The following is a 21,706-nucleotide window of genomic DNA, read 5'->3' on the forward strand; positions in this document are numbered from 1 at the left end:
TTGCCGCCTCGGCTACGTCCTAGTAGTTAACAAAGCGCCTGGATTGCCCGCCCGAAGACCGTGGAAGGCTTTTGCGGTACCCCTCGAACCCGTCTCCCTTTGACCCCTGTTCATCCCTGTGGACCCGCCATCCGAGTGAACGCGGACAGGAGCGGCCATGCCCGCAACCCGTCGGCCGTCGACGGAGCTAGAAAGAGCGCACAACCACCACCCGCACCCCCGTAACCCGTCAGGTGATGCTGTGAATCCGCTCATGGGACGCATTCCCGTGCTGGACGTACGCCCACTGGTCGACTGCGGCCGACGCCCCGCGAAGGCGGTGGCCGGAGAGTCCTTCGAGGTGACGGCGACCGTCTTCCGCGAGGGGCACGACGCCGTCGCCGCGAACGTCGTGCTGCGCGGCCCGTCGGGCCGCCCCGGCCCCTGGACGCCGATGCGCGAGCTGGCGCCGGGCACCGACCGGTGGGGCGCCGAGGTCACCCCGGACGCCGAAGGCCTGTGGACGTACACCGTCGAGGCGTGGAGCGATCCGGTGGCCACCTGGCGCCACGTCGCGAAGATCAAGATCCCGGCCGGGATCGACTCCGAGCTCGTCCTCGCCGAGGGCGCCGAGCTGCACGAGCGGGCCGCGAAGGGGGTGCCGAAGAAGGGTGGCGCCCGGGAGGCGGTGCTCGCCGCGGCGGACGCGCTGCGCGACGCGTCCCGGCCGGCCGCCGGCCGCCTCGCGGCGGCCCTGAACCCCCGGGTCGTGGAGTCCCTCGACCGCCACCCGCTGCGCGAACTGCTGTCCGCCTCGCCCGCGTTGCCCCTCCGGGTGGAGCGGGAGCGCGCCCTGTACGGCTCCTGGTACGAGTTCTTCCCGCGCTCGGAGGGCGTCCGGACGGTCGAGGGCCGCACGGTCCCGGGCTCCTTCCGCACGGCGGCCGAGCGGCTCCCGGCGGTGGCCGCGATGGGCTTCGACGTGGTCTACCTGCCGCCGGTGCACCCGATCGGCGAGACCCACCGCAAGGGCCCCAACAACACCCTGTCCGCCGCGCCGAACGACGTCGGCGTGCCGTGGGCGATCGGTTCTCCGGAGGGCGGGCACGACGCGCTCCACCCGGATCTGGGGACCTTCGAGGACTTCGACGCCTTCGTGGCGCGGGCCCGGGAGCTGCGGCTGGAGATCGCGCTGGACTTCGCGCTCCAGTGCTCCCCCGACCATCCGTGGGTGGAGAAGCACCCGGAGTGGTTCCACCACCGTCCGGACGGTTCGATCGCGTACGCGGAGAACCCGCCGAAGAAGTACCAGGACATCTACCCGATCGCGTTCGACGCGGCCGCCGACAACATGGACGGGATCGTCGCGGAGACGGTGCGGATCCTGCGGCACTGGATGGACCACGGGGTGCGGATCTTCCGCGTCGACAACCCGCACACCAAGCCGGTGGTGTTCTGGGAGCGGGTGATCGGCGAGATCAACGCCGCCGACCCGGACGTGATCTTCCTGGCGGAGGCCTTCACCCGGCCGGCGATGATGCGGACCCTTGGCGCGATCGGCTTCCAGCAGTCGTACACGTACTTCACCTGGCGGAACACCAAGGAGGAGCTCACGGAGTACCTGACGGAGCTCTCCGGCGAGACGGCGGCGCAGATGCGGCCGAACTTCTTCGTGAACACCCCGGACATCCTGCACGCCTACCTCCAGAAGGGGGGCCGGCCGGCCTTCGAGGCGCGCGCGGTGCTCGCGGCGACGCTGTCGCCCTCCTGGGGCATGTACGCCGGGTACGAGCTGTGCGAGGGCACCGCCCTGCGGGACGGGAGCGAGGAGTACCTCGATTCGGAGAAGTACCAACTCCGGCCGAGGGACTGGGAGTCGGCGGAGCGGGCCGGGAGGACGATCACCCCGCTGATCACCGCGCTGAACCGGATCAGGCGCCGCAACCCGGCGCTGCGGCGCCTGCGGAACATCACGTTCCACGACACGGACAACCCGCAGGTGATCGCGTACAGCAAGCGTTCGGGTTCGAACATCGTTCTGGTGGTCGTCAACCTCGACCCGCACCACACCCAGGAGGCGACGCTCTCGTTGGACATGCCGGAACTCGGCCTCGACTGGCACGAGACCGTGCCGGTGCGCGACGAGCTCACCGGCGAGACCTATCACTGGGGCAGGGCCAGCTACGTGCGCCTGGAACCGGGTGTCACGCCCGCGCACGTCCTCGTCCTGCGACCGTCCCCGCAGACCGGAGGGTCACCCACCTCATGACTGTCAACGAGCCCGTCCCCGACACCTTCGAGGACACCCCCGCCAAGGACCGCGATCCCGACTGGTTCAAGCGGGCGGTGTTCTACGAGGTCCTCGTCCGCTCCTTCCAGGACAGCAACGGGGACGGAGTCGGCGATCTGAAGGGCATCACGTCCAAGCTGGACTATCTCCAGTGGCTGGGCGTGGACTGCCTCTGGCTGCCGCCGTTCTTCAAGTCCCCGCTGAGGGACGGCGGCTACGACGTCGCCGACTACACGTCGGTGCTGCCGGAGTTCGGCGACCTGGCCGACTTCGTGGAGTTCGTCGACGCGGCCCACCAGCGCGGGATGCGCGTGGTCATCGACTTCGTCATGAACCACACGAGCGACCAGCACGAGTGGTTCCAGGAGTCGCGGCGCGACCCCGACGGACCCTACGGCGACTACTACGTCTGGGCCGACGACGACAAGCAGTACGCGGACGCCCGGATCATCTTCGTCGACACCGAGTCCTCGAACTGGACCTTCGACCCGATCCGCAAGCAGTACTACTGGCACCGGTTCTTCTCGCACCAGCCCGACCTCAACTACGAGAACCCGGCGGTGCAGGAGGAGATCCTGTCCGCGCTCAAGTTCTGGCTCGACCTGGGCATCGACGGCTTCCGGCTCGACGCGGTGCCGTACCTGTACCAGCAGGAGGGCACCAACTGCGAGAACCTCCCCGCGACCCACGCCTTCCTCAAGCGGGTCCGCAAGGAGATCGACGACCACTACCCGGACACGGTGCTGCTGGCCGAGGCCAACCAGTGGCCCGAGGACGTCGTCGACTACTTCGGGGACTTCCGCTCCGGCGGCGACGAGTGCCACATGGCGTTCCACTTCCCGGTGATGCCGCGGATCTTCATGGCCGTGCGGCGCGAGTCCCGCTACCCGGTCTCGGAGATCCTGGCGAAGACCCCGGAGATCCCCTCCGGCTGCCAGTGGGGCATCTTCCTCCGCAACCACGACGAGCTCACGCTCGAGATGGTCACGGACGAGGAGCGCGACTACATGTACGCGGAGTACGCCAAGGATCCGCGGATGCGGGCCAACATCGGCATCCGCCGCCGCCTCGCCCCGCTCCTCGACAACGACCGCAACCAGATGGAGCTGTTCACCGCGCTGCTCTTCTCGCTGCCGGGCTCCCCGGTGCTGTACTACGGCGACGAGATCGGCATGGGCGACAACATCTGGCTGGGCGACCGGGACGGCGTCCGCACCCCGATGCAGTGGACCCCCGACCGGAACGCCGGCTTCTCCTCGTGCGACCCGGGACGGCTGTACCTTCCGGCCATCATGGACCCCGTCCACGGCTACCAGGTCACGAACGTCGAGTCGGGGATGACCTCGCCGTCCTCGCTGCTGCACTGGACGAAGCGGATGATCGAGATCCGCAAGCAGAACAGGGCGTTCGGGACGGGCACCTACACCGAACTCCCCGCGTCCAACCCGGCGGTACTGGCCTTCCTCCGGGAGGACGGCGACGATCTGGTCCTCTGCGTGAACAACTTCTCGCGGTTCGCGCAGCCGACCGAACTCGATCTGCGGCGCTTCGACGGAGCCCAGCCCGTCGAGCTGATCGGCGGGGTGACGTTCCCGGCCATCGGCCAGCTCCCCTACCTCCTGACCCTTGCGGGACACGGCTTCTACTGGTTCCGTCTCAAGAAGGGCTGACCCACGGTCGGTTCTGATTCGTCCGAGGTGGGGCGGTTTCCTCCCGTCCCACCCTGGGCACTGTGACCCACACACGTTCCACCGCACGATTCAGGTCCATCCGGGCCTTCTTGCCGGGCCCATACGGATCTTCCCCCTCCGACACGTCCCGCACATCCGGACAGCCCCAGCCGCCATCCGGGACACTCTGCGCATTTGAACGCATACGACAGTTCTCTGCGCGCCCCGGGGAAAGGACGCGATGCCATGCCGGAGACCGCATCCACCACCCGGGCCCCGGACGCCCTCCTTCCGTCCCTCGCGCCCCTGCTCCACGAATGGCTGCCCCGGCAGCGCTGGTTCGCGGGCAAGGGCCGCCGGGTCACCGGATTCACGCTGGACGCGGCCACCGAGCTGCTGCCCCTGGACGGCGCCGGACCCGGTCTTCTCCATCTGCTCGTACGGGTCGAACAACCCGGCCGCCCGGCCGGAGCACCCGCCGACTGCTACCAACTGCTCCTGGGCGTACGGACCCAGCTGCCACCCCGCCTCGCCCCCGCCCTGATCGGGCGGATCCGGCAGGGGCCGCTCGCCGGACGCGCCGTGTACGAGGGGCTGCGCGACCCGCGGCTCGCCGGCCTCCTCTACGAGCGGCTGCGCAACCCGGGCCGGACCGGCCCGCTGCGCTTCCACGCCACCACGGCACTGCCGCCCGCACTCGCCCCCCGGGTGCTGGACGCCGAGCAGTCCAACTCGTCCCTCGTCTATGGAGATTCGTTCATCCTCAAGATCTTCCGACGGGTCAGTCCGGGGGCCAACCCCGACCTGGAGCTCCCCCTCGCCCTCGCGGGCGCCGGGTGCGCCCGGGTCCCGGCACCGGTCGCCTGGTTCGAGTCGGGCGCGGCGACGCTGGGCGTCCTCCAGCCGTACCTCCGCGACTCCCGCGACGGCTGGCGGCTCGCCCTCGACGCGCTGGCCGACGGACGGGACTTCGCCGCGGAGGCGCGGGCGCTCGGCCGGGCCACGGCCGAGGTCCACCTGGCCCTCGCGGAGGCGCTGCCCACCCGCCGGCTCGGCCGGGCCGAGTCGGAGCGGCTGGTGGCCGCCATGGACCGCCGGCTGCACACGGCCGCGCAGGCCGTGCCGGCGCTGCTGCCGTTCGTCCCCGGCCTGCGCGCCGTCTTCGCGGCGGCGAGCGGCACGGCCGGGGACGGGGTGGTCCAGCGCATCCACGGCGACCTGCACCTCGGGCAGACGCTGCGCGGGTCCGACGGCGGCTGGGCCGTCATCGACTTCGAGGGCGAGCCGGCGAAGCCGCTCGACGAGCGGCGCAGCCCGCAGCACCCGGTCCGGGACGTGGCCGGCATGCTCCGCTCCTTCGACTACGCGGCCCGCACGCACCGGCCGTGGAACGCGGACTGGGCGGCGCGGAGCCGGGCGGCGTACTGCACCGGGTACGCGGAGGCGGCGGGCGAGGACCCGCGGACGGACCCGGCGCTGCTGCGGGCCTACGAGACGGACAAGGCGGTGTACGAGGTCGTGTACGAGGCCCGGCACCGGCCGGACTGGCTCCCGGTCCCGATGTCGGCCATCGAGCGCCTGGCGACCCCGGAATGACCCCGCCACCCCGCATCCGCCCGCAGAGGTCCGGACCGTGCCCGCCGGTCACACCCCGTTCGGCGCAGTCGTTCGCCCCCTCCCGCCTGCACCGACCCACCCGCCCCCGTTCGGCCGAGTGTCCCGTTCCCTTTCGACACCGTTGCGCATCCGTACCCCCCGTATCCCCCAGGAGGCATCCCGGTGACCGCCCGCCCCGCAGGCAAGACGGCCCGCAGCAGCACCACGACCGGCAAGCCGGCCAAGGCCGGCCGGACCGCCGCGCCCCCGGCGCCCCGGCAGGCGCCACCGCTCGACCCGGGCGACCGGGCCCGGCTGCTCGCCGGTGAGCACCACGACCCGCACGGCGTGCTCGGCGCGCACCCGGTCCGGGGCGGCGTGGTGGTCCGGGTGCTCCGCCCGTGGGCGAAGGAGGTCACCGTGCTCGCGAAGGGCCGGCGGATCCCGCTCCGGAGCGAGGGCGACGGGTTCTTCTCCGGGCTGCTGCCCCTGCTCCGCAAGGTCCCCGCGTACGAGCTGCGCGTCCGGTACGAGGACGGTCGGGACGAGCTCGCGGTCCACGACCCGTACCGCTTCCTGCCCTCCCTCGGCGAGCTCGACCTGCATCTGATCGGCGAGGGCCGGCACGAGGAGCTGTGGACGGCCCTGGGGGCCCGTCCGATGACCCACGACGGGGTCGCCGGCACCCGCTTCGCCGTCTGGGCGCCGAACGCCCGCGGCGTCCGCGTGACGGGTGACTTCACGCACTGGGACGGCACGGCGCTGCCGATGCGCTCGCTGGGTTCGACGGGCGTGTGGGAGCTGTTCGTGCCCGGGATCGGCGAGGGCGCGCTGTACAAGTTCGACATCACCCGGCCGGACGGGACGCACACCGTCCGGGCGGACCCGATGGCCCGGCGCACCGAGTGCCCGCCGAACACCGCGTCGATCGTGACGGCCTCGCACCACACCTGGGGCGACGCCGAGTGGATGGCCCGGCGGGGGACGCGACCGCCCCACGAGGCGCCGATCTCCGTCTACGAGGTCCACCTGCCGTCCTGGCGGCCGGGGCTGAGCTACCGGCAGCTGGCGGAGCAGCTCCCCGCGTACGTCCGGGACCTCGGCTTCACCCATGTGGAGCTGATGCCGGTCACCGAGCACCCCTTCGGCGGCTCCTGGGGCTACCAGGTCACCGGCTTCTACGCGCCGACGGCGCGGATGGGCACGCCCGACGACTTCCGGTTCCTGGTCGACGCGCTGCACGCGGCGGGCATCGGGGTGCTGATGGACTGGGTCCCGGCGCACTTCCCGAAGGACGACTGGGCGCTCGCGGAGTTCGACGGCAGGCCGCTGTACGAGCACGAGGACCCGCGCCGCTCGCACCACCCCGACTGGGGGACGCTGGAGTTCGACTACGGCCGCAAGGAGGTGCGGAACTTCCTGGTGGCGAACGCCGTGTACTGGTGCCAGGAGTTCCACATCGACGGGCTGCGGGTGGACGCGGTGGCGTCGATGCTCTACCTGGACTACTCGCGGGAGCACGGCGAGTGGCTGCCGAACGAGTACGGCGGCCGGGAGAACCTGGACGCGGTCGCCTTCCTGCAGGAGATGAACGCGACGGTGTACCGGCGCTGCCCGGGGATCGTGACGTTCGCGGAGGAGTCGACGGCCTGGGACGGCGTGACCCGGGCGACGGACCAGGTGGGGCCGGGCGGCTTCGGCGGTCTGGGCTTCGGGATGAAGTGGAACATGGGCTGGATGCACGACTCCCTGGAGTACGTGCAGAAGGAGCCGGTGCACCGGAAGTACCACCACCACGAGATGACGTTCTCGATGGTGTACGCGTACAGCGAGAACTACATCCTGCCGATCTCCCACGACGAGGTGGTGCACGGCAAGCGGTCGCTGGTGTCGAAGATGCCGGGCGACTGGTGGCAGCAGCGGGCCAACCACCGGGCGTACCTGGGCTTCATGTGGGCTCATCCCGGCAAGCAACTCCTGTACATGGGGCAGGAGTTCGCGCAGGGGGCGGAGTGGTCGGCGGATCACGGCCCCGACTGGTGGCTGCTGGATCCGGCGTACGGCGCGGAGCCCGACCACCGGGGCGTCCGGGACCTGGTCCGGGATCTGAACACGGTCTACCAGGCGACGCCCTCGCTGTGGGAGCGGGACACCGCGCCGGACGGTTTCCAGTGGGTGGTCGGCGACGCGGCCGAGGACAACGTCTTCGCGTTCCTGCGTCTCGACGCGTTCGGCTCGCCCCTGCTCGCGGTGTCGAACTTCTCGCCGGTGGTCCGGCACGACTACCGGCTCGGTGTGCCGGACGCGGTGGTGGCCTGGTCGGAGGTGCTGAACACGGATGCCGGCCGGTACGGCGGCGGGGACGTGGTGGGGCGCGATCCGGTGAAGGCGGAATCGGTTCCGCACCACGGGCGGGCGGCCAGCATCCGGATGACGCTGCCGCCCCTCGCGACGGTCTGGCTGCGGCCGGCGTGACCGGTGGAGTCGGCGGCCGGGGGCCGGCAAGGCGGTAAAGAGCGCCACCTGTCCGATAAGTGACGCTCATTCAGTTGATGGTTCACGCGTTCGGGCAAATCGCCCGCCGTTCGGCTATGTTCGCTCTCCAGATCAGGCCGACAGGTCCAGATGGGCGGGCACATGACGCAGGACACCATCGAGCGGCGTCTGTCGCCGCAGCTCTGCCACCGGGTGCGCGGCGAGGACACCTTTCCCGTCGAGTGGCGACCGCTCGACGGGAGGGAGCGCTTCGCGGTCCGGGCCAGCTGGCCCACCGACCACCCGTTCTTCACCCCGGTCCGCCGGGGTGGGGAGCGGTACCACGACCCGCTCCTGGTCGTCGAGACGCTGCGGCAGGCCACGATGGCGCTCCTGCACTCGGTCCACGGGCTTCCGCTGACCCGGCACATCCTGCTGAACGAGATCTCGCTGAGCTGCGACCCGGCGGGGCTCGACGTCGAGGGCGGAGATCCGGACATCGAGATCCGGTTCGTCGAACTCGTGCTGCGGGGCGGCCAGTTGTCCGAGATGCTGGTGGAGTGGACCGTCCGGCGCGGGGCGGGGGTGGTGGCGACGGGCGGGGCCCGGGCCCGTTTCGCCGGCGGCGCCGCCTACCGCAGACTGCGCGGCGGGCGGGTCGAGGCCGGGGTCGTGCGCCCCGGACCGTGGACGCGCCGCGCCCCGGCGCCGCTCGCCGGGCGGGCGAGGGTGGACGACGTCCTCCTCGCCCCCACCGGCCGGGAGGGGGTGTGGGAGCTGGTCGTCGACACCGCCCACCCCACCCTCTTCCAGCGGCCCAACGACCACATACCGGGGATGCTCTTCCTGGAGGCGGGCCGGCAGGCCGTCTCGGCGGCCGTGTGGCCCCGCCCGTGCCTGCCGGTCTCCCTGCGGATCGCCTTCGACCGGTACGCCGAGTTCCACGGCGGCCCCTGCCTGCTCCGGGCGGTGCCCGCGGGCGGCGACGGGGCCGCCGCGACGGAGGCCGGGGCATTCGAGGTCACCGGCTACCAGGACGGGGCGCGGCTCTTCACGTGCGCGCTGCGGACCGGATGATCCCGAGCCGCTGGGTCGCCCGGGTCAGCGCCACGTACAGGTCGTTCGTCCCGTGCGCGGCCCCGGCCACGACGCCCTCCGGGTCGACGACCAGGACGGTGTCGAACTCCAGGCCCTTCGCCTGCCGGGGGTCGAGGAGCACGACCGGCCGGGTGAGGTCGGGGGCCCGGCCGTACGCGGCGTCCGGCAGGGCGGCGATCAGCCCGGGGTGCAGCTCGGGCGGGGCGATCACCGCGATCCGGCCCTCCTCGCGCAGCTCGTTCGCGACCGCGTCGGCGGCCTCCTTCACCGGGTCGTCCACCGTGCGGTCCCAGGGCTCCACCCCGGTGGACCGCACCGAGCTCGGCGGCTCGAAGGCCGGGTCGTCGGCCCGTCGCACCGCGGCCGCGACGGCCATGATCTCGGCGGGCGTGCGGTAGTTGACGCCGAGGCGGACCAGTTCCCAGCGGTCCTCCACGTGCGGGGCGAGGATCTGCTCCCAGGCCCCGACGCCGGCCGGGTCGCCGGTCTGGGCGGGGTCGCCGACCAGGGTCATCGAGCGGCTGGGACTGCGGCGCATGAGGAGCCGCCAGGCCATCGCGGAGAGCTCCTGGGCCTCGTCGACGATGATGTGCCCGAAGGCCCAGGTGCGGTCGGCGGCGGCGCGTTCGGCGGCGGTGCGGTGGTCGGCCTCCTCGTGGCGCTCGGCGAAGCGCTCGGCGTCGATGATGTCGTGGGCGGAGAGCACCTCGGAGGCGTCCTTGTCGTGCTCCTCCTTGTCCTCGAACTCGTAGGTGCGGGAGGCGTAGGAGACGTCGAGGACGCCCTGCGCGTACTGGATCTGCTTCTGGCGCTCGGCCTCCTGGGCGGCCCGGGCCGCCGAGTCGTCCTCGCCGAGGAGTTCGGCGGCCTCGTCGAGCAGCGGCACGTCGGCGGGCGTCCAGGCGCCGCCGTCGCGCCGGATCGCGCGGAGGTCGTCCGCGTCGGCGAGGTGGGTGGGTTCGGCCAGGTAGTCGGCGAGGAAGTCCTGCGGGGTGAGCGCGGGCCAGAGGGTGTCGATCGCGGCGTACACGTCGGGGTTGCCCGCGATGCCCTTGGCGAGCAGGGCGATGTCGTCCGGGCCGAGGAAGTTGGGGCCGCCGTACGGGTCGGCGCCGATCCGGTCGGCGAGCTGCTCGGCGAGCGCGTCGAGGATCCGGAAGACGAAGTAGGGGCGGGCGAGGTTGTGCGGGAGGGCCGTCTCGCGGGCCTTGTGGCGGGCCTCCAGGGCCATGTCCCAGTCGATGACCAGGTCGCCGTCCTCGTGCGGGACGATCAGCGGCTCGCCGCGCCCGGGGACCTGCTGGCGGTCGCGGACCGCCGCGGCGAGCGCCTCGGCCATGGCGGCCGAGCCCTTGACGGCGGCGGCGCGGGGCGTGTCGGTCCCGGTGGCCCGTACGCCGGGGAAGAGCTCGGCGGGGGTGGCCAGGAGGACGCCGGTCTCTCCGAGGGAGGGGAGGACATTGCCGATGTAGCCGAGGAAGGCGGGGTTGGGGCCGACGATGAGGACGGCCCGTTTGGCGAGCTGCTCGCGGTGGGCGTAGAGGAGGTAGGCGGCGCGGTGCAGGGCGACGGCCGTCTTGCCGGTGCCGGGGCCGCCCTCGACGACCAGGACCCCGCGGTGCGGGGAGCGGATGATGGCGTCCTGCTCGGCCTGGATGGTCTGCACGATGTCGTGCATCCGGCCGGTGCGGGCGGCGTCGAGCGAGGCGAGCAGGACCTCGTCGGCGTCCCTGCTCTCGTGTCCGGTGCGGGTGGCGTCGGCGAGGTCGAGCACCTCGTCGTGCAGGGCCGTGACCGTGCGGCCGAGGGTGCTGATGTGGCGTCGGCGGGAGAGCCCCATCGGCTCGTACCCGGTGGCGAGGTAGAAGGGCCGGGCGACCTCGGCGCGCCAGTCGACGACCAGCGGGGTGCGGTGCGCGTCGTCCTCGCGGATGCCGAGCCGGCCGATGTGGTGGTCGCGCCCGTCCTTGAAGACGAGGCGGCCGAAGCAGAGCCCGCTCTCCCCCGCGTTGAGCGCGGCGAGCAGTCCGGACTGCTCGGCGACCATGACGTCCCGTTCGAGCCGGCCCTGGTTGCCGCCGACGCCCGGGGTGCGCAGGGCGCGCTCGACGGCCGCCTCGGCCTGGTCCCTCAGGTCGTCGAGGCGTGCGTACAGTTCGGTGATGAATTGCTGTTCGTTCCGAAATTCCTCGGTTGACAATTCGACTCCCGGCGCGATACAGTGCGTTTATTGAACTTCTCTGCGCCCGTGGTGAATCCGGGCGCAGAATTCATTAATATACGCGATGAAATACCCCGACTGTCAATTGTAGTCGGGGTATTTCCGTATGCCCTGCCGGAAAAGGCGGACGTCCGCCCTACCCGAGGACGTCCGCCAGGTCCTGCAGCAGGCGGCGCTTCGGCCGGGCGCCGACGATCGCCTTCACGGGCTCGCCCGCCCGGAACACCATGAGGGTGGGGGTCGCGAGGACCCCGTACGCCGCCGTGGTCCCCGGGTTCCGGTCGACGTCGATCTCGACGACGCGGAGCCGCTCCGCCTCCTCCGCGGCGAGCGCGGCGAGCACCGGGGTGAGCTGCCGGCAGGGCCCGCACCACTCCGCGGTGAACTTCACCAGGACCGGCCCCGCGGCGGCCAGCACCTCCGCCGCGAAGTCGGCGTCGGTGACCTCGGCCACCTCTCCCGTGTACGTCGTCATGCCCGTCGTCCCTCCGTCGTCGCCGCTTCCCCGTACCGTTCCGCACCGAGCTCGCACCGGGGCTCCGGACCGTGCGGCAGCTCCGCCTCGGCCCGCAGCAGCTGGGCGCCCACCTCGGCCCGCACCGCCCGCAGCTGGTCGATCAGCCCGTCCAGCTCGGCGACCTTCCGCCGGTAGACGGCGATCGACGCGGGACAGGAGTCCCCCGCCGGATGCCCGGCGCGCAGGCAGTCGACGAACGGCCGCGTCTCCTCCAGCTCGAACCCGAAGTCCTGCAGGGTCCTGATCTGCCGGAGGAGGCGCAGGTCGCCCTCGTCGTAGGTGCGGTGGCCGTTCTCCGTGCGCCGGGCGGCCAGCAGGCCACGGGACTCGTAGTAGCGCAGAGTCCGTGTGGTCGTGCCGGCCCGCTCGGCGAGCTCTCCGATGCGCATGCGCCGAACGTACGCCTTGACGCCGACGTCAAGGCAAGACCCTTGCCGGGGGCGCCCCGGGTGGGTGTTGCAGGAGGGCGCCCCCGTTCGGAGGGCGCCCTTCCCTCCGGCCCCGGATCCGGCTCAAGGCCCGGGACCTGACTGTGGGGGGGGTGTGCGGGGGGTGCGGGGGGCGACTGGAGCGGCGGGTTCGGGCGGGGGTGGGGATCAGGTGCCGCTGCCCGGCTTCCTCCCCCACCGCGGGCCGTCCCGAAACCAGGGCCGGGCCCCCGGCGTCGGGGACTCCGCGGGCGGGGCGGGGCGGTGGGCCCGCCCCGCCCCGGGTGCTCAGACGCCCGCGCGCGCCTTCTCCTCGCCCTCCTCGGCCCGCTGGTCCGGCACCGGCGTCCCGTCACCGGCCGGCGCGTGGTCGTCCACCAGCGTCTTCTCGTCGAACGGCACCCGCCCCGCGAGCACCTCCGCGACCCGCTCCCGGTCGATCTCCTTCGTCCAGGTGCCGACGAGGACCGTGGCGACGGCGTTGCCCGCGAAGTTGGTCAGGGCGCGCGCCTCGCTCATGAAGCGGTCGATGCCGACGATCAGGCCGACCCCGTCGACCAGCTCGGGCCGGTGCGACTGGAGGCCGCCCGCGAGGGTGGCGAGACCGGCGCCGGTGACGCCCGCCGCCCCCTTCGAGGCGATGATCATGAAGACGAGGAGGGAGATCTGTTCGCCCACGGAGAGCGGGTCGCCCATCGCCTCGGCGACGAAGAGCGAGGCCATCGTGAGGTAGATCGCGGTGCCGTCGAGGTTGAAGGAGTAGCCGGTCGGCACGGTGATGCCGACGACCGGCTTGCTGACCCCGAGGTGCTCCATCTTGGCGATGAGCCGCGGCAGCGCGGACTCGGACGAGGAGGTGGAGAGGATCAGCAGGAACTCGCGGCCCAGGTACCTCAGGAGGCTCCAGATGTTGAGCCCGGCGACCACCCTGAGCAGCGCCCCGAGGACCACGAACACGAAGATCGCGCAGGTCAGGTAGAAGCCGATCATGATGACGGCGAGGGACTTCAGCGCGTCGACGCCCGTCGCGCCGACGACGGCCGCGATCGCGCCGAACGCGCCGACCGGCGCGACCCACATGATCATGCCGAGGATGCGGAAGACGAGCCGCTGGATGTGGCCGATCCCGCGCAGAACCGGTTCGCCGGCCGCCCCCATCGCCTGCAGCGCGAAGCCGGCCAGCAGGGCGACGAGGAGGGTCTGGAGCACCTCGCCCTCGGTGAAGGCGGAGACGACGGTCGTGGGGATGATCCCGAGCAGGAAGTCCGGCGTGGACTCGCTCGCGCCCTCGGCCTGCTTGGCGCCCGCCTCGGCCAGCTCCTTGGTGAGGTGCAGCCCGGAGCCGGGCTCCAGGAGGTTGCCGACGACGAGGCCGATCCCGAGCGCGACGGTCGACATCAGGAGGAAGTAGCCGAGGGCGAGACCGCCGACGGCGCCGACCTTCGCGGCCTTCCTGACCGATCCGACGCCGAGCACGATCGTGCAGAAGATGATCGGCGAGATCATCATCTTGATCAGGTTCACGAAGCCGGTGCCCAGCGGCTTCAGCTCGACGGCGACGCCGGGCGCCAGGAATCCGACCGCGATGCCGAGCACCACGGCTCCGATCACGGCCAGATAGAGATAGTGCGTACGGTCCCGTCGTGCGGCCACGGGGTCCTCCTCGTGCTGATGGGTGTCCACGTCCCGGTGGACTCCGAGAGCATCCATCAGCCTGTGACCGGGGTCACGGTTGCGTGCGTTTCGTTCACGGCCGAAAGGTACGGAGGGAGGGGCGGGCGGCCCGGGCAGGGCACGATTCGGGAACGCGATGCGTCGGCGCACGGTCCCACGTGCACACTTACCCGCATGCGTTTCCCCCTCCCCCGTCCCCGCAGCCTGGCCGGCCAGCTCTTCGCGATGCAGGTCGTGCTCGTGGCCGTCGTCGTGGCCGGGTGCGCGGTCTTCGCCTACCTCACGGACCGGGCGCAGGCCGAGGAGACCGCGCGGCGCCAGTCCGCGGCCACCGCCGCGGCCGTCGCCGACTCGCCCTCGGTGGTCGCCGCGGCCCGGTCCGCCGAGCCCACCGCGGTGCTCCAGCCGTACGCCGAGGCCCTGCGCCGCCACGCGGGCGTGGCCTTCGTGGTGATCATGGCGCCGGACGGCACCCGCTGGACCCACCCCGAGCCGGAGCAGATCGGCCGGACGTACCTCGGCCACATCGAGGAGGCGGCGGCGGGCCGGACGTACTCCGAGACGCACCTGGGGGTGCTCGGTCCCTCCGTGCGGACGGTGGCGCCCGTCTTCGACGGCGGTCGCGTCGTCGCGCTGGTCAGCGCCGGCATCACCATCGACAAGATCAGCGAACAGGTACGGGAGCAGGTCACCGCGCTGCTGGGGATGGCGGGTGCCGCGCTCGCGCTCGGCGGGGCGGGGACGTACGTGGTCAACGCGCGGCTGCGGCGCCACACGCACGGCATGAACGCGACGGAGCTGAGCCGGATGCACGACTACCACGAGGCCGCGCTGCACGCGGTCCGCGAGGGGCTCGTGATGCTCGACGGAGGGCGGCGGATCGCGCTCATCAACGACGGGGCGCGGGAGCTGCTCGGTCTGGACGACGGGGTCGTCGGCCGTCCGGCCGCCGAACTCGGCCTCCCCGCGTCGCTCACCGGCGCGCTGCTGTCCTCGGAGCCGCGGGTCGACGAGACCCATCTGACGGCGGACCGGGTCCTGGTGGTGAACACCCGGCCGGTGGTGGGGGGCGAGCGGCGCGGCACGGTCGCGACCCTGCGGGACCGCACCGAACTCCAGTCCCTCTCGGGCGAGTTGGACTCGGAGCGGGGGTTCACGGAGGCACTCCGCTCGCAGGCGCACGAGGCGGCGAACCGGCTGCACACGGTCGTGTCCCTCATCGAGCTGGGCCGGGTCCAGGAGGCGGTGGACTTCGCGACGGCCGAGCTGGAGCTGGCCCAGGCGCTGACCGACCGGGTCGTGGACGCGGTCGGCGAGCCGGTGCTGGCGGCCCTGCTGCTGGGCAAGGCGGCGCAGGCGAACGAGCGGGGCGTGGAGCTGGTGCTCACCGAGGACAGCCGCATCGACGACGGCCTGGTGCCCGCGGCCCTGCCGTCCCGGGACCTGGTGACGATCCTCGGCAACCTCATCGACAACGCGGTGGAGGCCGCGGGCGGCAGCCCGCAGGCGCGGGTGACCGTGACGGTCGCGGCGCGTGCGGGGGACGGCGAGCTGCTCCTCCGGGTCGCCGACACCGGCCCCGGCGTCCGCCCGGCCGACCGCGACGCGGTCCTCGGCCGGGGCTGGACGACCCGGGGCCCCGGCCGGGGGCTGGGCCTGGCCCTGGTGGGCCAGGCGGTGTCGCGTGCCGCGGGCACGCTCGACGTGGCGGACGCGGAGGGGGGCGGGGCGCAGTTCACCGTACGGCTGCCCCTGCCGGCGTCCGGGCCGGACACGGCCCCGGTGCCGCCGCCACGGGACGGCGCGCGCACCCGCCCCGGCGGACACTCCGCCCCCGGCCGCGACCCGGGCACGGCACCCCCCGGCTCCGGCGGACCGCCGCCGCCGCACGGCGCCCCGGAGGTGGTCGCGTGAGCGCGCCTCCCCTGCGGGTGCTCGTCGTCGAGGACGACCCGGTCGCCGCGGACGCCCACGCCCTCTACGCGGGGCGGGTCGACGGCTTCACCGTCGTGGGCGTCGCGCACTCCCGGGCCGCCGCCGTGCGCGCCCTGGAGCGGACCCCCGTGGACCTGATCCTGCTCGACCTCTACCTCCCCGACGGCCACGGACTGCAGCTCCTGCGCGCGCTGCGCGCCGCCGGGCACTCGGCGGACGTGATCGCCGTGACCTCGGCCCGCGACCTGGCGGTCGTCCGCGAGGGCGTGTCGCTCGGCGTCGTCCAGTACGTCCTGAAGCCCTTCGCCTTCGCGACCCTGCGGGACCGGCTCGCCCGGTACGCCGAGTTCCGGGCGACCGCGGGCGAGGCCTCCGGGCAGGACGAGGTCGACCGCGCGCTCGCCACCCTCCGGGCCCCGCACCCGACGACGCTCCCCAAGGGGCTGAGCGCGCCCACCCTGGAGTCCGTCACGCGGACCCTCCGGTCCACGCCCGGCGGGCTCACCGCCGCCGAGGCCGGCGCGGCCGTCGGGATCTCCCGGATCACGGCCCGCCGCTACCTGGAACACCTGGTCACCGAGGGGCGGGCCGTGCGTGCCCCGCAGTACGGGCAGATCGGGCGCCCGGAACTCCAGTACCGCTGGCTGGAGGGACCGGCCCGCGGTCACTGATCGTCCCGCATGCCACCACCTGCGGTTACCGACCGGTTCCCATGTTCCTACGACTTCGCATGTTGGGGGAACGCACCGTAGCCAGCCGTCACCCTCCGCTCTACGGTGACCGGGTGCACCAACCCTCCCCACCCTTCAACGCCCTGGCCGCGCGACGCCTGCGCGAGGGTCTCGGCATGGCCCACGGTCACGTCGCGTACGGCCTGCGCGCGCAGTACGGCCTCTTCGTCACCCCCGACACCGTCGTCGCCTGGGAACGCGGCCGCCTGCTCCCGAGCGAGCAGGAGCTCACCGCGCTCGCGGGCGTCCTGTGGTGCGCCCCCGCCGAGCTCATCTCCGCCGCCTCGACCCTGCGCGAGCACCGGATGGCGCGCGGTCTCGCCCCGGAGGAGCTGGCCCGGCGGATCGGCGTCGCGGCCCCCGCGTACCAGCGCATGGAGGACGAGGGCAGCTGGCGCGGCACCGAACGCCAGACGGCAGCGCTGGCCGAGGTGCTCGGGCTCGGGCCACGCGCCCTGATCACCGCCACGGGCGGTGACGAGGCCCTCGCGGAGCTGCTGCGGAACGCCGCCACCACCCACCGCTGGCAGGCCTACGTGAAGCCGGCCGTGAAGATGCTGCCGCTGCCCAGGCAGACCCTGGAGCGCGTGCTCCAGCAGCTGCACACCGACTACCACGCCCGGATGGCGGCGACGAGCAGCTGGGGCGCCTCGGGCGGCACCGGCAACGAGGGCCGGGCCTACCTCGACGACATCACCGGCCACTTCTGGGCGGCCGTCGGCGCCTGAGGGGCGCGGGGCGCGGGTGACGGCGACCGTCGGCGGCCGCGCCCTGTCCACGGCCCGGGGGTGCGGGGCTCAGGCGAGGACGGCCGAGTAGCTGTCGAGCGTGACCCAGGTGATGTCGTTGGCGGCCGTTCCGCCGAACACCGTGACGCGGCCGGTCGTGTGGACCTCCACGCGGCAGGAGTTGATGCCGGCGGAGTTGTTGCGGGGACAGACCGCGCGGACCACCTTCGGCACCGTGATCGTCGTCGGCAGGGCGCCGATCACGGTGTCGGCCGTGAACTGGCCGGTGAATCCGCCGCGCATCTGGAGGAAGTCCGTGCCGGCGATCTTCACGACGCGGACGGCCGGGACGTCCACGGCGGCGGTGACCCCCGAGGCCAGGGTGAGCGGCTGCCAGTCGTGGACGACGACGATGCCGCCGGGGGCGTCGGCCGCGGCGGGGGTGGCGAGCAGGGGGGCGCCGAGGGTCGCAGCGGGGACGGCGACGGCGGCGGTGAGCAGGCTGCGGCGGCTGGTGCCGGTGCGGGGCATGGTGGGTCCTCCGGGAGCGAAAGGAAGGCGGCGGGCGTGCGGACGAGCCGTCAGCGCCAGGCCGCGGAAAAGTTGTCGAGACCGATCCAGGTGATCCGGTTGTCGGCCGTCGGGCCGAACACGGAGAGCCTTCCGCGGGAGTCCACCTCCACGCGGCAGACGCAGCGGCCGCCCTGGTTGTTGCGGGTGACCTCGGCCCTGACCGTACGGCTGGGGGTCAGCGTGGGCGGGAGCTGGGCGAACGGGCCCTCGGCGGTGATGTCGCAGTCGAAGCCGCCGCGGAGCTGGAGGAAGGTGGTCCCGGCCAGCGAGACCAGGCGCCCGCGCGGGCTCATCAGACCCGTCTGCGGGGTCGCTCCGGATACCCCGGTGAGCGGGGTCCAGTCCGTCAGGAGCTTCACGCCCTGCACCGGCGCGTCCGTCGAGAGGAAGCAGATCGTGGCCTCGCGCGGAGTGGTGAGGCTGCCGCTGAAGCCGAACAGGAGCCGCGCCTCGTCGCCCATCGGCTCGATGCACATGCCCTCCGGCTCCCGGCGGTCGAGACCGGGCACGGCGGTGATGTGCTGGGGCCCCGCGACGAAGGAGCCGTCCGCCCAGGACACCGCGGTGATGTGGGTGTTGTTCTTCTCGGGACTGCCCGTGTAGAGGTAGAGGTACTCGCCCAGCGACGCGAACCCCTGCGGGGTGGGCGACTTGTGGTTCACGAAGAACCCGCCGAGGGGCAGCTCGATCGTCCTCGTCGCGGTCCAGGTGACCGCGCCGGTGACCGGATCGATGGGGTACTGGCGGAAGAAGACCCGCTCCGCGCCCGCCGCGCCGGTGATGTATCGGACCGTGAGGCGGTGGTGGATCGGGTCGACGTTCGGCGAGGACTGCTCGGCGTCGGGCGTGGGGCGGAAGGGCGCCGTCACCCCGGGCGAGGACGGGGAGAGCGTCTGCCCGGGGCGGTAGGGGACCCGGGCGACCCGGGTGCCGTAGTCGCCGGACAGCGGCCCGGCGTCCGTCCAGAGGTGGGTGGTGCCGTCGAGGTGCTGCGCGCCGATCTGGTTCCCGTGGCCGAAACCGGTGAGGTGCATGGTGTCGATCGGACGCCCGGTCCTGCGGTCCATGCGGTAGACGCACAGGTCCCCGTCCGTGGGCACGCCCCGCACCTGCACCACGAAGAGCTCGTGCGTGACCGGGTCTACGGCCATGGACTGGCCCGCCCGCGTATGGGTCTCGTGGTTCAGGGGCGTACCACTGAGGATCCGGCCCCAGGGTCCGGTCAGGTCGATGAGATCCGAATGAGCCACGAAGAAGTCCCTTCCCTGCGGCCCGGAGCGGACCGCAGGGCAGATTGTATGGGACACACGTCCGCCGCCCTCGGCGCGTGCGGCACCCCGCGGCGAGCGCGGACGGCCGCAGCCGGGAAGCTCGAATTCCGCTGCCCGGCACGTACATGGGCGCGGTGAGACGACACATCCCGTTCCAACGGCTCCACAACTTCCGTGACCTGGGCGGCTATCGGACCGACGACGGCGGGACCGTGCGGTGGGAGACCCTCTACCGCTCCGACTCCCTCGCCAAGCTCGCGGGCCCCGACCCCGCCGATCTGGAACGCTTCCGCGCGCTCGGCGTGGCCACGGTGATCGACCTGCGCTACCCGTGGGAGATCGCGGCCAAGGGGCGCCTGCCGGAGACCGAGGAGGTCTCCTGGCACAACCTCTCCATCGAGCACCGCCCCTACGACCAGGCGGAGATCGACCCGGACCTCGACCCCTGGCGCTACCTCGCCGACCGGTTCGCCGAGGTCGCCGAGGACGGCGCGGTGGAACTCCGTACGGCCCTGGAGGTCATCGCCGCCGCCGACGGCCCGCTCGTCTTCCACTGCGCCTCCGGGAAGGACCGGACGGGGCTGCTCGCCGCCGTCGTCCTCTCCCTCCTGGGCGTTCCCGACGAGGAGATCCTGGCGGACTTCGCCCTGACCGAACGGGCCACGGAGCGACTGGTCGCCGACTGGCGCGCCGCCCACCCGGGCCGCGCCCTCCGCTGGCCGTCCTACGGCCGGGCGCCCGCCGACGTCATCCGGCTGTTCCTGGAGGACCTGCGCGCGCGGTACGGCTCGGTGGACGCGTACGTCACCGGCCACGTCGGTCTCGACCCGGCGGTCGTGACGGCCCTGAGGGCCCGTCTGGTCGAGCGGCCCTAGGGAGCTGCCGTCGGCCGGACCGCGAGCCCGTCGGTCGGCCGGTCGTCCGCCGGGTGCGCTCGGGTGGGTGTGCCGGCCGGCCGCCGGTCGGTGGCGCTCCGGGTGCGGTGCGACCGCCGGTCGGTGGTCGGGGGTACTCCGGGTGCGGTGCGCCGGCCCGTCCCCGGTCGGTGGCACTCGGAGTGCCGTGCGCCGGCCGGCGGCTCAGTTCCGGCGCTCGAAGGAGAAGAGCTGGCCGGCCGCGTCCGGCGCGCAGGGCGCCTGGGCCAGTCGCGCCCCCGCGGCCGAGCGGTCGCCGACGACGGTGACGCAGGTGCCGCGGGTCGCCGAGCCGACCGGGACGATCCGGTAGCCGCGCACGGCACCCCCGGCGGGGACGTACGGCTCCAGGGCGAAGGACTCCACCCGGCCGGGGTCCCCGCACTCGGAGTCCTCGAACGCGGCGTCGGGTATCCGGCCGCCGGAGGGTATCCCGGAGCAGCCGGGGCCGAAGTCGGGGTGGTCGGAGGCGATCCGCCACCGGCCGGCCCCCGCCCGGACGAGCGAGTAACGAGGGAAGTCCGGTTCCGCACACGGCACTTGGTGGACCTGTCCGGATCGGGTGCCGCGCCGCTCGCCGAGGCAGAAGGCGGTGCCGGCCACCCGGACGCGGACGTCTCCGGCGGCGGGCGCCACGGCGGCGCCGACCGCCGCGCTGGGGGTGCCGGACGGCCGGCCGGCCTGGCCCGTGCCGCCGCCGCGGAGCAGGGCGAGGACGCTGAACCCGGCGAGGACGAGCCCGGTCACGGCGACGGCGGCGACGAGCGCGCGCCGTATGCGGGCCGGGGTGCCGGACGCGTCCCCCGGCGGCCGGACGGTGTCCTCGCCGACGGGCCAGGACGGCGGCGCGGACACCGTCCGGCCGTCGGGGGCGTCTCCGGGGCCCTCGGGGATCGCCACGACCCCGGCCCCGCGGCCTCCGGTGACGTGCGGCGCCTCCGCGGCCGACCCGGCCACCGGATCCGCCGACGCCACGGGCGTCTCCGCCGCCGGCGCACCCGTCCCCGTCGCCTCCGCCGCCCCAGCCGTCTCCGGCGCCTGCGCCGCCGCCACGAACCCGCCCGAGGAGGACGCCTCGGCGGCGCCGTACGCCCCCCGGCCCGCCAGCTCCGTCCGTGCCCGCCGCCATTCCGTCAGCTCGTCCGGTGTGGCTCCGCAGGCGCGGACGAAGGCGGTCAGCAGTTCCTCGCGGGGCAGGGTCGCGCGGGCCAGCATGTTCGCCACCGTGGACCGGGGCAGGACGTCCCCGAGCTCCTCCGCGCGGGACGACAGCTCGTGGTAGGTCAGCCCCGACCGTTCCTTGAGGGCCTGGAGGGCCGCGAGGAACTCGGCGGGGGTGCGCGCCCCCCGCGGGTCGGGGGTGTGCCGCCCCGGTGCCATCCGTGCCTCTCCCCCTCCGGCGCACGCCGCCGGACTCCGCCACGCCCCTGCGGGACTCCGCCGGACTCCCCCGGACACGGGTTGGGACATGTCCGGGACAAGCCCCCAGCCTTGTTGATCCCGCGCTCGGGCTCAAGAGTGGATCCCGGCAATTACGGGGGTGACGCCGCGCACAGCGGAGTGGCCCCGACCGTCCCCCCGTGACGGTCGGGGCCACTCGGGTGTG

Annotated in this window: 16 protein-coding genes; 9 read left to right on the forward strand and 7 right to left on the reverse strand. The window is 73.2% G+C overall.

The features are described 5' to 3' along the window. Positions 1 to 253: 253 nt before the first annotated feature. The 5 genes from ACY0MR_RS11915 to ACY0MR_RS11935 all read left to right on the forward strand — a co-directional run bounded on the left by ACY0MR_RS11915 (position 254) and on the right by ACY0MR_RS11935 (position 9,087). Positions 254 to 2,248, forward strand: a complete 1,995-nt coding sequence (locus tag ACY0MR_RS11915; RefSeq protein WP_388793602.1) for an alpha-1,4-glucan--maltose-1-phosphate maltosyltransferase — start codon at positions 254 to 256, stop codon at positions 2,246 to 2,248. After that, positions 2,245 to 3,939, forward strand: coding sequence for a maltose alpha-D-glucosyltransferase (gene treS, locus ACY0MR_RS11920; protein ID WP_388793600.1), 1,695 nt, complete (start codon positions 2,245 to 2,247; stop codon positions 3,937 to 3,939). The genes ACY0MR_RS11915 and treS overlap by 4 nt, the downstream gene beginning before the upstream one ends. Before the next feature lie 246 nt (positions 3,940 to 4,185). Beyond that, positions 4,186 to 5,535, forward strand: a complete 1,350-nt coding sequence (locus ACY0MR_RS11925) for a maltokinase N-terminal cap-like domain-containing protein (protein ID WP_404085394.1) — start codon at positions 4,186 to 4,188, stop codon at positions 5,533 to 5,535. A 183-nt stretch (positions 5,536 to 5,718) separates the two neighbouring features. Continuing rightward, a complete protein-coding gene (gene glgB, locus ACY0MR_RS11930) occupies positions 5,719 to 8,010 on the forward strand; it encodes a 1,4-alpha-glucan branching enzyme (protein WP_388793596.1) in 2,292 nt (763 codons plus the stop codon). A gap of 162 nt (positions 8,011 to 8,172) precedes the next feature. Then, positions 8,173 to 9,087 (forward strand): ScbA/BarX family gamma-butyrolactone biosynthesis protein, encoded by a 915-nt coding sequence (locus tag ACY0MR_RS11935; RefSeq protein WP_473560658.1) that lies wholly within the window; start codon positions 8,173 to 8,175, stop codon positions 9,085 to 9,087. Here the strand turns inward: ACY0MR_RS11935 and ACY0MR_RS11940 are convergent. From ACY0MR_RS11940 to ACY0MR_RS11955, 4 genes are all read right to left on the reverse strand, one after another. Further along, positions 9,062 to 11,308, reverse strand: coding sequence for a HelD family protein (locus ACY0MR_RS11940; protein ID WP_473560660.1), 2,247 nt, complete (start codon positions 11,306 to 11,308; stop codon positions 9,062 to 9,064). The two genes, ACY0MR_RS11935 and ACY0MR_RS11940, sit on opposite strands and share 26 nt — an antisense overlap. 157 nt (positions 11,309 to 11,465) lie before the next feature. Next, the gene (locus ACY0MR_RS11945) at positions 11,466 to 11,804 is read right to left on the reverse strand and encodes a thioredoxin family protein (protein WP_451061323.1); all 339 of its coding nucleotides are present in this window, start codon (positions 11,802 to 11,804) and stop codon (positions 11,466 to 11,468) included. Then, positions 11,801 to 12,235: a MerR family transcriptional regulator gene (locus ACY0MR_RS11950; RefSeq protein ID WP_388793588.1), complete on the reverse strand. Its 435-nt coding sequence runs from the start codon at positions 12,233 to 12,235 to the stop codon at positions 11,801 to 11,803. The genes ACY0MR_RS11945 and ACY0MR_RS11950 overlap by 4 nt, the downstream gene beginning before the upstream one ends. Before the next feature lie 327 nt (positions 12,236 to 12,562). Further along, the gene (locus ACY0MR_RS11955; RefSeq protein WP_388793586.1) at positions 12,563 to 13,984 is read right to left on the reverse strand and encodes a cation:dicarboxylate symporter family transporter; all 1,422 of its coding nucleotides are present in this window, start codon (positions 13,982 to 13,984) and stop codon (positions 12,563 to 12,565) included. 138 nt (positions 13,985 to 14,122) lie between these two features. Between ACY0MR_RS11955 and ACY0MR_RS11960 the strand changes: the two genes are divergently transcribed. From ACY0MR_RS11960 to ACY0MR_RS11970, 3 genes are all read left to right on the forward strand, one after another. Continuing rightward, on the forward strand, positions 14,123 to 15,862 hold the full coding sequence (locus ACY0MR_RS11960; protein WP_473560663.1) for a sensor histidine kinase: 1,740 nt from the start codon (positions 14,123 to 14,125) through the stop codon (positions 15,860 to 15,862). Further along, on the forward strand, positions 15,859 to 16,554 hold the full coding sequence (locus tag ACY0MR_RS11965; RefSeq protein ID WP_361862221.1) for a response regulator: 696 nt from the start codon (positions 15,859 to 15,861) through the stop codon (positions 16,552 to 16,554). The genes ACY0MR_RS11960 and ACY0MR_RS11965 overlap by 4 nt, the downstream gene beginning before the upstream one ends. 176 nt (positions 16,555 to 16,730) lie before the next feature. Beyond that, a complete protein-coding gene (locus ACY0MR_RS11970) occupies positions 16,731 to 17,342 on the forward strand; it encodes a helix-turn-helix domain-containing protein (protein WP_388794110.1) in 612 nt (203 codons plus the stop codon). A gap of 69 nt (positions 17,343 to 17,411) precedes the next feature. On the opposite strand, the gene ACY0MR_RS11975 is transcribed toward ACY0MR_RS11970, so the two are convergent. Beyond that, positions 17,412 to 17,873, reverse strand: a complete 462-nt coding sequence (locus ACY0MR_RS11975; protein WP_404085409.1) for a hypothetical protein — start codon at positions 17,871 to 17,873, stop codon at positions 17,412 to 17,414. Positions 17,874 to 17,923: 50 nt separating this feature from the next. Then, entirely contained in the window at positions 17,924 to 19,165 is a 1,242-nt protein-coding gene (locus ACY0MR_RS11980) for a phage baseplate protein (protein WP_392205857.1), read from the reverse strand. A 155-nt stretch (positions 19,166 to 19,320) separates the two neighbouring features. Between ACY0MR_RS11980 and ACY0MR_RS11985 the strand changes: the two genes are divergently transcribed. Next, on the forward strand, positions 19,321 to 20,061 hold the full coding sequence (locus tag ACY0MR_RS11985; RefSeq protein WP_388793576.1) for a tyrosine-protein phosphatase: 741 nt from the start codon (positions 19,321 to 19,323) through the stop codon (positions 20,059 to 20,061). Between the two features lie 204 nt (positions 20,062 to 20,265). Here ACY0MR_RS11985 and ACY0MR_RS11990 read toward each other — a convergent pair whose 3' ends face one another. After that, positions 20,266 to 21,480 (reverse strand): helix-turn-helix domain-containing protein, encoded by a 1,215-nt coding sequence (locus ACY0MR_RS11990; RefSeq protein ID WP_473560667.1) that lies wholly within the window; start codon positions 21,478 to 21,480, stop codon positions 20,266 to 20,268. Between the last annotated feature and the right edge of the window lie 226 nt (positions 21,481 to 21,706).

The organism is Streptomyces sp. JN8, from assembly GCF_055808075.1.

Excerpts from the sequence above, each read along its gene's own strand:
- ACY0MR_RS11915 (WP_388793602.1), top strand. The coding sequence starts at position 254 with ATGGGACGCATTCCCGTGCTGGACGTACGCCCACTGGTCGACTGCGGC.
- treS (WP_388793600.1), top strand. The coding sequence starts at position 2,245 with ATGACTGTCAACGAGCCCGTCCCCGACACCTTCGAGGACACCCCCGCC.
- ACY0MR_RS11925 (WP_404085394.1), top strand. The coding sequence starts at position 4,186 with ATGCCGGAGACCGCATCCACCACCCGGGCCCCGGACGCCCTCCTTCCG.
- ACY0MR_RS11935 (WP_473560658.1), top strand. The coding sequence starts at position 8,173 with ATGACGCAGGACACCATCGAGCGGCGTCTGTCGCCGCAGCTCTGCCAC.
- ACY0MR_RS11945 (WP_451061323.1), bottom strand. The coding sequence starts at position 11,804 with ATGACGACGTACACGGGAGAGGTGGCCGAGGTCACCGACGCCGACTTC.
- ACY0MR_RS11950 (WP_388793588.1), bottom strand. The coding sequence starts at position 12,235 with ATGCGCATCGGAGAGCTCGCCGAGCGGGCCGGCACGACCACACGGACT.
- ACY0MR_RS11955 (WP_388793586.1), bottom strand. The coding sequence starts at position 13,984 with ATGGATGCTCTCGGAGTCCACCGGGACGTGGACACCCATCAGCACGAG.
- ACY0MR_RS11960 (WP_473560663.1), top strand. The coding sequence starts at position 14,123 with ATGCGTTTCCCCCTCCCCCGTCCCCGCAGCCTGGCCGGCCAGCTCTTC.
- ACY0MR_RS11970 (WP_388794110.1), top strand. The coding sequence starts at position 16,731 with ATGGCCCACGGTCACGTCGCGTACGGCCTGCGCGCGCAGTACGGCCTC.
- ACY0MR_RS11975 (WP_404085409.1), bottom strand. The coding sequence starts at position 17,873 with ATGCCCCGCACCGGCACCAGCCGCCGCAGCCTGCTCACCGCCGCCGTC.
- ACY0MR_RS11990 (WP_473560667.1), bottom strand. The coding sequence starts at position 21,480 with ATGGCACCGGGGCGGCACACCCCCGACCCGCGGGGGGCGCGCACCCCC.